The following is a 15,158-nucleotide window of genomic DNA, read 5'->3' as shown; positions in this document are numbered from 1 at the left end:
TCAGGCGGCGACGCTCGACGCCTCCTGCATCGCGGCGAGGGGCGCCTCGAGCCGGCAGATCAGGCCGGTCGGGGCATAATTGAGCCGGACCTCGCCGCCGACCTCGGCGGCGAAGCTGCGCTCGATCAGCCGCGAGCCGAAGCCCCTCCGCGTGGGCTGCGCGAGAATCGGCGGCCCGCCCATCTCCGACCATGTCAGGCAGAAGCGCGGCTCGGCAGCCTCGTGGACGACGTGCCAGCGCAGGTCGACGCTCCCCTCCGCGGTCGAGAGGGCCCCGTACTTAGCCGCGTTGGTGGCGAGTTCGTGCAGGGCCAGCGCCAGGGCGAGCGCCGGCTTGGCGGCGAGCAGGACGCCGGGCCCGACGACGCGGATTCGCGTCCCGGCACCGCCCTGATGCACGGCCAGGGCGCCGTCCACCACGTCGGCGATGGGTGCCTCCGTCCAGCTCGCTCGGGTCAGAATGTCGTGCGCCCGGCCCAGCAGGATCAGGCGCGCCGAGAAGGCGTCGCGGGCCGCGTCGAGATCGGCGGCGTTGCGGAACGTCTGGTTGGCGACCGCCTGTACCATCGCCAGCGTGTTCTTGACCCGGTGCTGCAACTCGCCGGTGAGCAGGCGCTGGTGCTCCTCGGCCCGCTTGCGCTCGGTGATGTCGAGCATGGCGCCGATCATCCGCACAGCCTGCCCGGACGCGTCGCGCAGCACGTATCCGCGGTCCAAGACATGGGCGTAGCTGCCGTCCGCCTTCCGAAAGCGGTACTCCTCGGTCCAGTGCTCGATGCTGTCGTCGATCACGGCGTAGATCCCGGTGGTCACGCGGTCCCGGTCCTCGGGGTGGATCTGCGCCTTCCACCACGTGCCGCTCGCGCCGACCGCGTCGGCCGCGTAGCCGAACAGAGTCTGCACGGCCTCGTTCCAGAGGATGTGGTCGCTCGCCAGGTCCCAGTCCCAGATCGCGTCGTTGGTGGCCCGGGCCGCCAACCGGTAGCGCTCCTCGGCCTCGCGCAGAGCGTTCTCGGCGCGGCGGCTCTCAGTGACGTCGCGCGTGGTGCCGATGAAGCGCACCGTCCGCCCGCCCGCCACGAAGGCCTGCCCCTTCGCGGCAACCCAGCGCTCGATCCCGTCCTGCAAGCCGATGACGCGGAAGGCGATGTCGTAGGTGCCGGGCCCCTTAGGGTCGATCGCCCGCTGGACCGCCGCGTCGACCCAGGACCGGTCGTCCGGGTGAAGCCCGGCCAGGAAGACGTCGTAGTTCACGGGTGCGTCGGGCAGCAGGCCGAACAGGGCGCGCGTGCGCGCATCCCAGGTCAGGACGTCGCCGACCAGATCGTAGTCGAAGATCCCGGTTCCGGTCGCCTCGACGGCCAAGCCCAGCTGCTCGCGGGCCTCGCGCAGCTCGAGCTCGGCGCGGCGCCGATCGTGGATGTCGCTGTTGCTGCCGAGCCAGCCCACCACGGCGCCGCTCGCATCCCTCAAGGGCTCGGCCCGGATCAGGAACCAGCGATACGCGCCGTCGTGGCGACGCAGGCGGGCCTCTGTGTCGTACACGACCTCCTGCGTCCGCGCCGTCTCCCAGGCCTGCAGCAACCGCGGGAGATCGTCCGGATGGACCGGACGGTCCCAGCCCATCGGCAGCGCCTCCTCGGGCGTCTGGCCGGTGTAGGCGTACCAACGGTCATTGAAGTAGCTGAGGCTGCCGTCCGGGTTGCCGAACCAGATCATCGCCGGGGCCAGCTCGGTCAGGACCTGGAAGCGCTCCTCGGCGAGCTTGCGCTCGTGGATGTCGATGGTCGTGCCGATCCAGCTCCGGCGCACGCCCTCCTTGTCGCGGACGGGATGCGCGCGGGACAGGAACCAGCGGTACTGCCCGTCCGTGCCCCGCAGCGGAAACTCCACCTCGTAGAGACGTCCCGCGGCGGCCGCCGCGAGCCAGGCCGTCCGCGTCGCCTCGCGGTGATCGGGATGGATGACGCTCATCCAGCTCCGCTCGCCGGTCTCGCCCGCGGGCAGGCCCGTGTACTCGTACCAGTAGGCATTGCAGTAGGTGACGCTGCCCTCCGCATCGGCGAACCAGACGACCTGTGGGCTGACCTCGACGAGGGAACGGTAGCGCAGCTCGCTGGCTTCCAGGGCTGCGTCGGCCGCGCGCTGCCCGGTGCGATCGCGCAGGATCTTGACGAAACCGACGAGGGCGCCGTCCTCGGATCTCAGCGGCATCACCTCGCCGCTGGCCCAGAAGCGGCTGCCGTCCTTGCGCAGGTGCCAGCGCTCGTCGGGTGCGCTGCCCCGCTCGAGAGATACGTGCATCTCATGTTCGGGCCGGCCGTCCTCGCGGTCCTCCGGCGTGAAGAACGCCTCGATCCCCCGACCGAGCATCTCGGCTTCCGACCAGCCGAGGATGCGCTCGGCACCCGCGTTCCAGCGGGTCACGCGGCCTTCGGGATCCATCGCCACGATGGCGTAGTCGGTGGCGCTGTCGAGGATACGCTCGTGCAGCAGGCGCTGCTCGGCCTGCTCGCGCAGGGCGCGGCGCAGCTCCATCTGCGCCATCGTCTGGCGGGCGAGGCGGCGCAGGCCCGCGCGCTGCCGATCGCTCAGCTGATGGGGCTTGACGTCGAGCACGCAGACCGTGCCGATCGGATGACCCTCGTCGGTCTTCAGCAGAGCACCGGCGTAGAAGCGCAGCCCCGGCTCCCCCGTGACGAGCGGGTTGCCCTGGAAACGCGGATCCCGGGCCGCGTCCGGCACGTAGAGGAAGTCCTCCTGCAGGATGGCTTGGCGGCAGAACGAGGTGTCGAGGGGCGTCTCCCGGACGCCCAGGCCGACCTCGGCCTTGAAGAACTGCCGCCCGTCACCGATCAGATTGACCACCGCAATGGGGGTCTCGCACAGCTCGGCGGCCGCCTCCGCAATCTCGTCGAAATCCTGCTCGCGCGGCGTGTCGAGCAGGCGGTAACGGTCGAGAGCGCGCAGGCGTGCCGCTTCGTCCTCGCGTGTGCGGGAGAGATCCATCGGGAGGTCGGTTTGCGCGATCCGGGTGGTTCCGTGTGAGGGGATCTCGGGCGGCGAAAGTATGGCCGCGGTCGATAATCGTGCGGCCGACGGCATTTCCCTGCGGGATCCGACGGGAATCCGACGCGGCCATATCGCCGCACGGGGCTCGGCGGCCATTGCCCGCGCCGTTTCCAGTCTGGGAACATCGCGCGTCGCCGGGGATCATCATCGGCAGCGTCGCGACCATAGGTGTCACGGAAGGCATGGCCCGCAGAACCTCATCGAGCGCCGAGCACCGGCCGAGGCCGGACGCTCCCAATGCGGCTGGCGCACTCATGACCGGATCCACCGCACCGAGGCCCGGAGGCTCCCGGCCGGCGGACCGCGCCCGCCGTGGCTGATCCGTTCAGGTTCCTTCCGCCCGGCGGCGTGACCGGGGCGGAGATCCGCGCCGGCGACTGGGCGGGAACGCCGCTCGGGCCGCCGGACGCGTGGCCGCCGGCCCTGCGCAGCGCGCTCAGCCTGATGCTGTCCTGCCCGACCGCGATGTTCCTGGCCTGGGGGCCGGACCTTCTCTGCTTCTACAACGACGCGTACCGGCCGATCCTCGGATATCGTCTCGCCACCGCCCTGGGGCGACCCTTCCGCGAGGTCTGGGCCAGCATATGGGACGAGATCGCGCCCCTGGTGGCGGCGACTCTCGCGGGCGAGAGCCAGACCCTGACCGACGTCATGCTCGACCTGTCGCGGAACGGACAGTCCGAGCAGGCTTGGTGGTCCTTCACCTACTCGCCCGTGCTCGACGAGGCCGGGGCGATCAGCGGACTGTTCTGCGTCACCGCCGAGACCACGGGGCGCGTCCTCGGCGAGGCGCGCCTGCGGGAGAGCGAGGATCACTTCCGCCACACGGTGGAACTCAACCCGCAGGTGCCCTGGACCTGCGATCCGCAAGGCAACATCACCTCCTACTCGAACCGCTGGCTCGAGCTGACGGGACAGGCGCCCGGCGAGCCGGAGGGATCGGGCTGGACCAAGGCGCTGCACCCCGAGGATCTGCCCTGGACCGTCACGGTGTTCACGCACTGCCTCGCCTCGGGTAAGCCGGTGGATGTCGATTACCGCATCCGTGTCGCGGCGACCGGCACGTACCGGTGGATGCGCGCCCGTGCGCAGCCGCGCCGGGACGCGGACGGCGCCATCGTCCGCTGGTACGGGGTTGTCGAGGACATCCACGACCGCAAGCTTGCGGAAGAGGGGCTGCGCGAGATGAACGCGACGCTGGAGCGGCGCGTCGCCGAGGCGCTCGCCCAGCGCAAGCTCTGGGCGGACGTCTTCGAGACCACCGACGCGCTCGTGGGCGCGCTGGATACCGAGTACCGTTTCCTCGCGGTGAACGCCGCCTACGCCGACGAGTTCGAGGACATCTACGGCCTGCGCCCCTCGGTTGGGGCGAATCTGCTGGACCTCCTGTCCGGCTATCCCGAGCAGCGAGCCGCCGCGCGGGCGGTCTGGTCGCGGGCCCTCGCGGGCGAGGAGTTCACCGTGGCCGAGGCGTTCGGCGATCCCGGCCGCAGGCGCCCCTATTACGAGCTGAAATTCACCACCTTGCGGGATGCGCGCGGCCGCCGGATCGGCGCCTTCCAGTACGCTCAGGACATCACCGAGCGCCTGCGTCATCAGGAGCAGCTCGCACGCGCCGAGGAGGCGCTGCGCCACGCCCAGCAGATGGAGGCGGTGGGCCAGCTCACCGGCGGCGTCGCGCACGACTTCAACAACCTGCTGACGATCATCCGCTCGTCCGTCGAGTTCCTGCGCCGGCCGAACCTCGCCGAGGAGCGCCGCACCCGTTACCTGGAAGCGGTCTCCGACACGGTCGACCGCGCCGCCCGGCTGACGAGCCAGCTCCTGGCCTTCGCGCGTCGCCAGCCGCTCGCACCGGAGGTGTTCGACGTCGGGGCGCGGCTGAGCGGCGTGGCCGACATGCTGAACGCCGTGACGGGCGCGCGCATCCGGATCGTCAGGGAGCTTCCGAACACGCGCTGCCACGTGCGGGCCGATCCGAGCCAGTTCGAGACGGCGCTGGTCAACCTCGCGGTGAACGCCCGCGACGCGATGGACGGGGAGGGCACGCTGACGCTCCGGCTGAGCTGCGGCACCGAACTGCCTCCGATTCGCGGCCATGCCGGCGCACCCGGACCCTTCGCCGCCGTCTCTGTGGCGGACGAGGGGCCGGGCGTCGCGCCGGACCTGCTCGGACGGATCTTCGAGCCCTTCTTCACCACCAAGGCGGTGGGCAAGGGAACCGGGCTCGGCCTCTCCCAGGTCATCGGCTTCGCCAAGCAATCGGGCGGCGACGTGGAGGTCGCGAGCGCGGACGGCCGCGGGGCGATTTTCACGCTCTACCTGCCGGAGGTCGATTCACCGCCACCGGCGGAGGTCGCCGAGGCGGCAGGGGACGCGGAGGCGATCGAGGAGCGCGCGCTCTGCGTGCTGGTCGTGGAGGACAATCTCGAGGTCGGGCGATTCTGCACCCAGCTCCTGGAGGAACTCGGCCACGCGACCGTCTGGGCGCACAATGCCGAGGCGGCGCTGTCCGAGATGGAGAAGGCGCCGTCCCGGTTCGACGCCGTCTTCTCGGACGTGGTGATGCCGGGAATGGGCGGCGTCGAGCTCGCGCGCCGGTTGCGCGCCGGCCATCCCGAGCTGCCGGTCGTTCTGACCACCGGCTACAGCGACGCGCTGGCCCGGGACGACACGCACGGGTTCGAACTGGTGCGCAAACCCTACTCGGCCGAGCAGGTGGCGCGGGCCCTGCGCGATGTTCTGGCCCGGCGCCGATCCGGCTCGAAGGAGAGGGCCGGGACCCTGGATCGCGCCCGGTAGGCGCGTGTCAGGCGTCCCGGCCCTTCGCGAAGGCCCGCAGCGAGACGCGCGCCACCTCCCGCAGCGCTTCCCGGTCGGCTCCCGACGACGCCAGCACGCCCATGCCCGAGGCGACGGTCGACAGGAACCGCGCCAGGGCGGCCGGATCGGCGTCGGCCGGCAGGTCGCCGTCCTGACGGGCCCGGATGAAGCGCTCGCGGAGCTCGGTCTCGGTCTGTGCCCGGCGGGCCGCCAGCTCGAACGGGATGTTCTCCGAACCCGCGCCGCAGGCGAGTCCGCCCTGGACCAGGAGGCAGCCGGGCGGATTGGCCGGGTCGGTATGGCTCTCGGCGATGCTGCTCAGGAAGCGCTCGGCCACGTCGTGCGCGGTGGCTCCGGCCAGGACGAAGCGCATGTGCTCGGATCGCCGCTGCGCGTAGCGGTCGAGGGCGGCCTTGAGCAAACCCTCCTTGCTGCCGAAGGCCGCGTAGAGGCTCGGCGGCTTGATGCCCATCGCCTTCGTCAACATGGCGAGGCTCGCGCCGTCGTAGCCGTGACGCCAGAACACCTCCATCGCCTCGTCGAGGGCCTTGTCCGTGTCGAAGGACCGGGGCCGCCCCATCACCATTGCCTGCGGGCTCCAACTTTTATATCGAGTGGTAGATAAGTCACTTGACGCCCCGCGTCCACGCCGACATGTGTAGCGACCTATACAGATGTTGGAGTCGCTCGTGGATCCTCAGCGTCATCCCTCTCGTTATCCTCTCCCGATCCGGCGCGTCGCCGCCGGGGGCTTCGCCGTCGCGCTCCTGGCAGGCGCGTCCTACGCCCTCATACCCGGCTCTCCGCTTCAGGGAACCGTGGCCGTCGCCGCGACGCCCCAGGCCGAAGTGGCGATGCCGGCACCGGTCGCGACCGTCGAGCCGCGCGACGTCATCCTCTGGGACGAGTTCTCGGGACGTCTTGAGGCCGTGGACCGCATCGACGTACGGGCCCGGGTGGGCGGCGCGATCCTGGCCACGCATTTCGCCGAGGGCGAGCCGGTCAAGGCCGGGGACCTGCTGGTGACCATCGACCCCGCGCCCTACGCGGCCGAGGTCCGGAGGCTGGAGGCCCAGGTCGCGGGTGCCGAGGCGCGGGTCGGCATGACGGCGAGCGACCTCGAGCGCGGGCAGAAGCTGTCGGATCAGCATATCGTCACGGCGCGCGACCTCGACGTCCGCGCCAACGCGTTCAAGGAGGCCAAAGCGAGTCTCGACGCGGCGAAAGCGGCGCTGGAGGCGGCGCGCCTGAACCTCGGTTACACGCAGGTCCGGGCCGCCGTCAGCGGCCGCGTCGGCCGCCGCGAGATCACCCCGGGCAACCTCGTGGCGACCGGCGCGGGCGCCGCCGTGCTGACCACGCTCGTCTCGGTCGATCCGGTTTACGCCAGCTTCGACGCAGACGAGGGCGTGGTCCTGAAGGCGCTGGCCTCGGTCGCCGAGCCGGGCGGCCGACGCGGCAAGCTCGACCGCATTCCCGTTGAGATGGCGACCGCCGACGGCGCGCGGGCCAGCGGACATCTCCAGTTCATCGACAACAAGGTCGACACGCGCAGCGGCACGGTCCGGGTGCGCGCGACCTTCTCGAACGGCGACGGCCGCCTGATCCCGGGCCAGTTCGCCCGGATGCGCCTCGGTCAGGCCGCCCCGGAACGTCTCGTCCTCGTCGACGAGCGGGCCGTCGGCACCGATCAGGACAAGAAGTTCGTTCTCACGGTGGGTGCGGACAACCGGGCGGAGTTCCGCGCCGTCACGCTCGGCAGGTTCGTCGACGGCCTGCGCGTCGTGACCTCCGGCCTGTCGGGCGGCGAGCGCATCGTGGTCAACGGTCTGCAGCGCGTCCGGCCCGGCACGCTCCTGCGCCCCGAACCCGTGGCGATGGGCGCGCGGCCGCAGGATAGCGCGTCCGGGACGCGCAAGCTCGCCCAGCGCTGACGGCCGGCGCTCGGGCGCGGTCCGCTTCCCCCACTCACGTTTCCGACGCGATGGCGACGGCGGCCGCACGCGGCCGCCCGGATGCCCCTGCCTCACGCCCTCGGAGGGCGGCATGAATCTCTCCAAGTTCTTCATCGACCGCCCGATCTTCGCGGGCGTGCTGTCGATGCTCATCTTCATCGGCGGCCTGCTCTCGCTCTTCGCGATGCCGATCTCCGAGTACCCGGACGTGGTGCCGCCCTCCGTCGTCGTCCGCGCGACCTTCCCGGGCGCCAACCCCAAGGTGATCGTCGAGACCGTGGCGACGCCGATCGAGGAGCAGATCAACGGCGTCGAGGGCATGCTCTACATGTCGAGCCAGGCCACGACGGACGGCATCATGACGCTGACCGTCACCTTCCGGCTGGGCACCGACCCCGACAAGGCCCAGCAGCTCGTCCAGAACCGCGTCTCGCAGGCCGAGCCGCGGCTGCCGGCGGTGGTGCGCCAGCTCGGCATCGTCACGGTGAAGAGTTCCCCCGACCTGACCATGGTGGTGCATCTCGTCTCGCCGAGCGGGCGCTACGACATGACCTACCTGCGCAACTACGCGGTGCTGAACATCAAGGACCGCCTGGCGCGGCTCGACGGCGTCGGCCAGGTCCAGCTCTTCGGCTCCGGCGACTACGCGATGCGGATCTGGCTCGACCCGCAGAAGGTGGCCGAGCACGGCCTGTCCGCGGGCGACGTCGTGCGGGAGATCCAGGCCCAGAACGTCGAGGCCGCGGCCGGCGTGATCGGCGCGTCGCCGGCCGTTCCGGGCCTCGACCTGCAGCTCTCGCTCAACGCCGAGGGGCGTCTGAGCAGCGAGGAGCAGTTCGGCGACATCGTGGTCAAGACCGGCGTCGACGGCGCGATCACGCGCCTGCGCGACGTCGCGCGCATCGAGCTCGGCGCTTCCGACTACGCCCTGCGCTCGCTCCTCGACAATAAGTCGGCGGTGGCGATCCCGATCTCGCAGTCGCCGGGCTCGAACGCGATCCAGATCTCCGACGAGGTCCGCCGCACCATGGCGGAGATCAAGCGGACCATGCCGGAGGGCGTCGACTACCAGATCGTCTACGACCCGACGCAGTTCGTGCGCGCCTCCATCGAGGCCGTGATCCACACGCTGCTGGAGGCGATCGCCCTCGTCGTGCTCGTGGTGATCCTGTTCCTGCAGACGTGGCGGGCCTCGATCATCCCGCTGCTCGCCGTACCGGTCTCGATCGTCGGTACCTTCGCGGTGATGCACGTCTTCGGATTCTCGATCAACGCGCTGAGCCTGTTCGGCCTCGTGCTGGCCATCGGCATCGTCGTCGACGACGCGATCGTGGTCGTCGAGAACGTCGAGCGCAACATCGAGAGCGGCCTGTCCCCGCGGGACGCCAGCTACCAGGCCATGCGCGAGGTCTCGGGCCCGATCATCGCCATCGCCCTGGTGCTGGTCGCGGTCTTCGTGCCCCTGGCCTTCATCAGCGGCCTGACGGGCCAGTTCTACAAGCAGTTCGCCCTCACCATCGCGATCTCGACGGTGATCTCGGCGATCAACTCGCTGACCCTCTCGCCGGCCCTCTCGGCGCTGCTGCTGAAGGATCACCACGCGCCGAAGGATCGTCTCACCCGCATCCTCGACCGGCTGCTCGGCTGGTTCTTCCGCCGCTTCAACCGCGCCTTCGGGCGGGCCTCGAACGGCTACGGCCGCGGCGTCGGCTTCGCGGTGTCGCGCAAGGCCGCGATGATGACCCTATACGTCCTGCTCGTCGGGCTGACCGTCGGCCTGTTCCGCCAGATCCCGGGCGGCTTCGTGCCGGGCCAGGACAAGCAGTACCTCGTGGGCTTCGCGCAGCTGCCCGACGGCGCGACCCTCGACCGGACGGAGGAGGTCATCCGCCGCATGAGCGAGATCGCCCTCAAGGAGCCCGGCGTCGAGAGCGCCGTCGCCTTCCCGGGCCTCTCGATCAACGGCTTCACCAACAGCTCCAACTCGGGGATCGTGTTCTCGACGCTCAAGCCGTTCGACGAGCGGAGGGACCCGTCCCTCAACGGGGCGGCGATCGCGCAGTCGCTGAACAAGAAGTACGCCGCGATCCCCGAGGCCTTCATCGCGATGTTCCCGCCGCCGCCGGTGAACGGGCTGGGGACGATCGGCGGCTTCAAGCTGCAGATCGAGGATCGCGCCGGCCTCGGCTACGAGGCGCTGAACGACGCCACGAAGGCGTTCATGGCGAAGGCCGCCCAGGCGCCAGAACTCGTCGAGCTGTTCTCGAGCTTCCAGATGAACGTGCCGCAGCTCTTCGCGGACATCGACCGGACGAAGGCCCGTCAGCTCAACATCCCGGTGACGGACGTCTTCGACACGCTGCAGATCTATCTCGGCTCGCTCTACGTCAACGACTTCAACAAGTTCGGCCGCACCTACTCGGTGCGCGTCCAGGCCGACGCCCCGTTCCGGGCGCGATCGGACGATGTCGGTCTGCTCAAGGTCCGGGCCGGCTCAGGCGAGATGGTGCCGCTCTCCGCCCTGCTGCGCGTCCGCCAGACCGCCGGACCGGAGCGGGCCATGCGCTACAACGGCTTCCTGTCGGCCGACATCAACGCCGGTGCGGCGCCCGGCTATTCGTCGGGTCAGGCCCAGGCGGCGGCGACGCGGATCGCGGCGGAGACGCTGCCGCGGGGCTTCGCCTTCGAGTGGACGGACCTGACGTACCAGGAGTTCATCGCGGGCAATTCCGGGGTCTGGGTCTTTCCCCTCGCGCTGCTGCTGGTCTTCCTCGTGCTCGCCGCGCAGTACGAGAGCCTCGCCCTGCCGCTCGCGATCCTGCTGATCGTGCCGATGGGCCTGCTCGCCGCCATGTTCGGCGTGTGGCTTTCGGCGGGCGACAACAACGTCTTCACGCAGATCGGCCTGATCGTGCTCGTCGGACTGTCGGCCAAGAACGCCATCCTGATCGTGGAATTCGCGCGCGAGCTGGAATTCGCCGGTCGGACCCCGCTCCAGGCCGCGATCGAGGCGAGCCGCCTGCGGCTGCGGCCGATCCTCATGACGTCGATGGCCTTCATCATGGGCGTGCTGCCGCTGGTGACCGCCACCGGCGCCGGATCGGAGATGCGCCGCGCGATGGGCGTCGCGGTGTTCTCCGGCATGATCGGGGTGACCGCTTTCGGTCTGTTCCTGACCCCGGTCTTCTACGTCCTGCTGCGCCGGCTGAGCGGGAACAGGCCGCTCAAGCGCCATGGCAGCGCTGCGGAGATCGCCCCGGAAATCCGGGCGCCGGCCGAACACGGCCTCCCGTCAGGCGCGCCGCTGCCGCAGGCCTGACACAGTCCGCCAAATCGGCGCCAGCACGAAGGTCGTCAGCGGGATCAGCGCTCCGCCGACGACCAGACCGATCAGGCCCGACACCGTCGCGGTGACGAGCCACGCGACGAGTCCCGCGGCGAACGGCACGCGCGCCGCCGCGGCCTCCGCCACGGCGTGGGCAGCGTGGGCCGGCGCCGCGAGGCCGTAGGTCTCGAGCCCGTGCATCAGGATCCCGCCGCCGACCCAGATCATCGCCGCCGTCCCGATGACGGCCAGGATGTTGAGTAGGACCGGCATCCCCTTGACCACACCGCGCCCGAGACCGCGGATCAGGTTTCCGAGCGGCGGGCCGGCGGTGCTGCGGGCGAGGGCGAGACCCGCATCGTCGGCCTTCACGATCAGGGCGACCACGCCGTAGACGCCGGCGGTGATGCCGACGGCGACGATGGCCAGCACCGCCGCCCGCATCCAGAAGCTGCCCTCCGGCAGGGCCGCGAGGGTGATGGCCATGATCTCGGCCGAGAGGATGAAGTCGGTCTTGATCGCGCTCGCCACGCGGCGGTCTTCCCGGAGCTGGTCGCCGCCGGGACCGCCGTCCTGCTCCGCCACGTCGCCGTGCCCGTGATGGGGAACCGCGGCCTCGTAGACTTTCTCGGCGCCCTCGAAGCACAGATACGCGCCGCCCAGCATCAGGAGCGGTGTGATCGCCCAGGGTGCGAAGGCGCTGAGCGCGAGGGCGCCGGGGAGCAGGAACAGAAGCTTGTTACGCAAGGACCCTAGGGCGATCCTGCCGACGATCGGCAGTTCGCGCTCGGCCGCGAAGCCCACGACGTAGCGCGGCGTGACGGCCGCGTCGTCGATGACGACGCCGGCGGCCTTGGTGCCGGCCCGCGCCGCCTGGCCGGCGACGTCGTCGAGAGAGGCCGCCGCAGCCCTGACCATGAAGGCGACGTCGTCCAGCAGGGCGATCAATCCGACGCTCACCCGTCTCCCCTCATCCGCGATCAATCCGCCAGACAGACGATCCGCGGCAGGATTTGATCCCTCGCCGTCGCGATTCGGAGCAACAGGTGTCGGCGGATCGCTCAGTCGGCGCCTAGCGCAGCGCGAGCGCGTCGAGCCAGCCATGGGCGGCGGCGTAGCGGATGATCTCGGCGCGCGTGCGCAGGCCCAGTTTCTCGGCGGCCCGTGCCTTGTAAGTCTCGATGGACTTCACGCTCAGATCGAAGCGCCGCGCGATCTCCTTGTTGCTGAAGCCCTGCGCGATCAGCCGGAGCACGTCGGTCTCGCGGGGGCTCAGCACCTCGGCCGACGGCTCGGAATCCGTGCCCTGCGGCGCCGCCGCGGGATGCGCCATGGCGTGGCTCGCGACCGACGGATCGAGGTAGATGCCGCCCGCGGCGACGGCGCGGACCGCGCGGAGCAGGTCCTCCGCGGCCGAGCGCTTCAGGAGGTAGCCTTGGGCGCCCGCCTTGAGCAGCGGCTGGACGTAGGCCGCGTCCTCGTGAACCGTCAGAACCAGCACGCGCGTCCGCGGGCACGACCCGGCGACGCGCTCGGTGAGCTCGAGGCCGTTGAGGCCCGGCATCGAGACGTCGACCACGGCGACGTCCGGTTCGGCGGCGTGGATCATCGGCAGCGCCTCGCTGCCGCTGGTGGCCTCGCCGACCAGCTCGATCTCCGGGTCGGCGTTCAGGAGCGTCCGGATTCCCGCGAGGACGATGGGATGGTCGTCGGCCAGGGCGACGCGGATACGATCCGCCATGCGCTTCTCCTCAGGTCTCGGGCTGATGCGGGATCGGGATGGCGACGAACAGCGTCGTGCCGATGCCCGGGGACGATTCCAGCGTGAGCGACCCGCTCAGCAGCGACAACCGCTCGCGGATGCCGGACAGGCCCAGCCGCAGCTTGGTCGGCGTCTCGCCGGCGGCGCGCTCGCGCAGGTCCTCGACGTTGAAGCCGATCCCGTCATCCTCAATGACGACCCGCATCTCGCCCGCGCGCTTCTCCACCGAGACGCTGACGCTCGCGGCGCGGGCATGCTTGAGGACGTTGGTTAGGGCCTCCTGCACGATCCGGTAGACGGCTGTCTCGAGGGCGGCCGGCAGCCTGGCCGCCTCGCTCAGGAACTCGAGATCGGCGCGGATCCCGTGCCGCTGGCTCCAGTCGCGCAGCAGGGTGGCGAGGGCCTCGCGCAGGCCGAGATCGTCCAGCGCTGTCGGCCGCAGGTCGACGGCGGCCCGGTGGATGTCGCGACCGATCTCGCCGGCGAGCGCTTGCAGCCACTCCACCTGCCGGCCGGCCTCGGCCGTCGCCCCGCGCGCCAGGAGCCGTTCCATGCTCTTGAGACCGAGCGACAGGCCGGTCACCGTCTGACCGACCTGATCATGGAGTTCCCGGGCGATCCGGCGCTGCTCGTTCTCCTGGGCCTCGCCCAGGCGGCGCAGCAGCGCGAAGCGCTCGGCCTCCGCGCGCTTGCGCGGCTCGATGTCCGACACCACGCCGTAGATCAGTCCGGCCGGGGTATCCTCGTGAAGCTGCGGCACTCGGCCGGCGACGCGGACCCAGCGCGGGTCTCGATCGACCTCAGTCACGCGGAACTCGACGTCCAGCGGGATCCCCTCGGCGAGGCCCCGGTGCAGGGCCTCGCTCAATCGCCCGCGATCCTGGGGATCGACCGCCTGCAGCACGGTGTCGGCGTCCACGTCGCTGTCGTGTCCCTCCGCGGCGGCTGTCCAACCGAGGAGGTCGGCGGCGCGGGGCGAGCCGGTGACCCGGTGCGCGACGGTGTCCCAGCGCAGCGTGCCGAGTTCCGCGGCCTCGGCGGCGACGGCACCCTGCTCCTCGCTGGAGCGCAGGGCGAGTGAGAACCGGGCCTGCTCGCCCGCGCGCCGCTGCGCCATGTCGCGGCCGACCAGTCCGACCAGCGCCAGGGCGAGGCCGATGCTGACGAAGCTGCCGCCGCCCAGAACGACGTAGGACCGCGCCACCGGGGCGTTGAGCGTCGCGACCGGCATCCCGAAATGCACCGACCAGCCGCCGGTGTGCTTCAGGGTCCGGTAGACCACCTCGACATTCGCGCCCTCCAGCGTCGGTCCGGTGTAGAAGCCGTTGGGTGCGTTGCGGATCGCCGCCTGCAGGGCCGGATTGGCCGGGTGGCCGAGTTCCTCGATCTCGGCGCGTGTCCGGGCGATCGTATTCCCCTCCGCGTCCACGATGGTGCCGACCCAGCCCTCCGGCGCGCCGGCGTCGCGCAGGATCGAGCTCACCGCGTTGGTGGCGAGCCGGACCGACAGGACGTAGCGCAGGACCCCGTCCCGGATGACCGGCACGCGCAGGGCGACGAGGCGTTTGCCCGAGATCGAGCCGGCCGGCCCGATGCCGCCGATCACCGGCTGCCGCGTCCGCACCACCGCGTCGAAGCTCGTCCGGTCGGATGTCGGCCCGAGTTCCTCCTCGAGGGAGCGGAGCAGGTTGACGATCTGCGCGCCGTCCGGCCCGGCGAGTTCCACCGTCTCCCAGAGTGGATGCGCCTGCCTGAGGCGCTCGGCCTCGGCGTAGAAAGCCGCGAGGTCGGGCCGGTCGAGGGTCGCCGAGGCGGCCTCCGCCTCGAGGACCGCGATCTGGGCGGCGATGTCGGAGGCGACGCGCTCCGCCACGCGGGTGGCGCTGGCGACGGCGGCGTTCCGAGCGAGGTCGCGCTGCTGCTGGGCCATCAGCGTCGCGACCCAGCCGCTGAGGAGCAGGACGGGAATCGCGGCCGCGAGGGCGAGGGCGATGAAGGTCCGGCGGCTGCCGCGGGTCAGCTGAGGCTCCGTCCCCCGGATGACGGCGTCGCGGGCGCGTGAGGTCATGCGCCCTTGCGCGGACACGCTGCGCGTCTGCCCGCACGGGTCGCCCATCGACCGGACGGCCTGACTCGCCTGTCTCGCCGTCCCGACCGCATCGCCGCTCGCCTCCCGAATCCCCGCATCGGCCCATCAGCTCGCCGCTCTCCTACGGGAAAG

8 protein-coding genes are annotated in these 15,158 nt (G+C 70.9%); 3 read left to right on the top strand and 5 right to left on the bottom strand.

From position 1 onward, the window contains the following. Nucleotides 1-3,009 (bottom strand): PAS domain S-box protein, encoded by a 3,009-nt coding sequence (locus MOTC310_RS07255; protein ID WP_331301298.1) that lies wholly within the window; start codon nucleotides 3,007-3,009, stop codon nucleotides 1-3. A gap of 375 nt (nucleotides 3,010-3,384) precedes the next feature. Between MOTC310_RS07255 and MOTC310_RS07250 the strand changes: the two genes are divergently transcribed. Further along, nucleotides 3,385-5,874, top strand: coding sequence for a PAS domain-containing protein (locus MOTC310_RS07250; RefSeq protein ID WP_331301297.1), 2,490 nt, complete (start codon nucleotides 3,385-3,387; stop codon nucleotides 5,872-5,874). A 7-nt stretch (nucleotides 5,875-5,881) separates the two neighbouring features. Here MOTC310_RS07250 and MOTC310_RS07245 read toward each other — a convergent pair whose 3' ends face one another. Then, nucleotides 5,882-6,481: a TetR/AcrR family transcriptional regulator gene (locus tag MOTC310_RS07245; RefSeq protein WP_331290806.1), complete on the bottom strand. Its 600-nt coding sequence runs from the start codon at nucleotides 6,479-6,481 to the stop codon at nucleotides 5,882-5,884. A gap of 88 nt (nucleotides 6,482-6,569) precedes the next feature. Between MOTC310_RS07245 and MOTC310_RS07240 the strand changes: the two genes are divergently transcribed. Continuing rightward, complete coding sequence (locus MOTC310_RS07240; RefSeq protein WP_331301296.1) at nucleotides 6,570-7,829, top strand: efflux RND transporter periplasmic adaptor subunit; 1,260 nt, start codon at nucleotides 6,570-6,572, stop codon at nucleotides 7,827-7,829. 112 nt (nucleotides 7,830-7,941) lie between these two features. Next, nucleotides 7,942-11,169 carry an efflux RND transporter permease subunit gene (locus tag MOTC310_RS07235; RefSeq protein ID WP_331301295.1) on the top strand — a complete coding sequence of 1,076 codons (3,228 nt, stop codon included), beginning with the start codon at nucleotides 7,942-7,944 and terminating at the stop codon, nucleotides 11,167-11,169. Here MOTC310_RS07235 and MOTC310_RS07230 read toward each other — a convergent pair. The 3 genes from MOTC310_RS07230 to MOTC310_RS07220 all read right to left on the bottom strand — a co-directional run bounded on the left by MOTC310_RS07230 (nucleotide 11,143) and on the right by MOTC310_RS07220 (nucleotide 15,005). After that, nucleotides 11,143-12,135: a DUF808 domain-containing protein gene (locus tag MOTC310_RS07230; RefSeq protein ID WP_331301294.1), complete on the bottom strand. Its 993-nt coding sequence runs from the start codon at nucleotides 12,133-12,135 to the stop codon at nucleotides 11,143-11,145. The genes MOTC310_RS07235 and MOTC310_RS07230 overlap by 27 nt on opposite strands. Before the next feature lie 112 nt (nucleotides 12,136-12,247). After that, nucleotides 12,248-12,916 (bottom strand): response regulator transcription factor, encoded by a 669-nt coding sequence (locus MOTC310_RS07225; protein ID WP_331290802.1) that lies wholly within the window; start codon nucleotides 12,914-12,916, stop codon nucleotides 12,248-12,250. A gap of 10 nt (nucleotides 12,917-12,926) precedes the next feature. Beyond that, nucleotides 12,927-15,005, bottom strand: coding sequence for a sensor histidine kinase (locus MOTC310_RS07220; RefSeq protein WP_331301293.1), 2,079 nt, complete (start codon nucleotides 15,003-15,005; stop codon nucleotides 12,927-12,929). Nucleotides 15,006-15,158 lie beyond the last annotated feature (153 nt).

The sequence above is a fragment of the Methylobacterium oryzae genome (assembly GCF_036441375.1).
Classification (GTDB): domain Bacteria; phylum Pseudomonadota; class Alphaproteobacteria; order Rhizobiales; family Beijerinckiaceae; genus Methylobacterium; species Methylobacterium oryzae_A.
The sequence above is the reverse complement of the archived record's forward strand: the minus strand, read 5'-3'. Positions and strand labels throughout refer to the sequence as shown.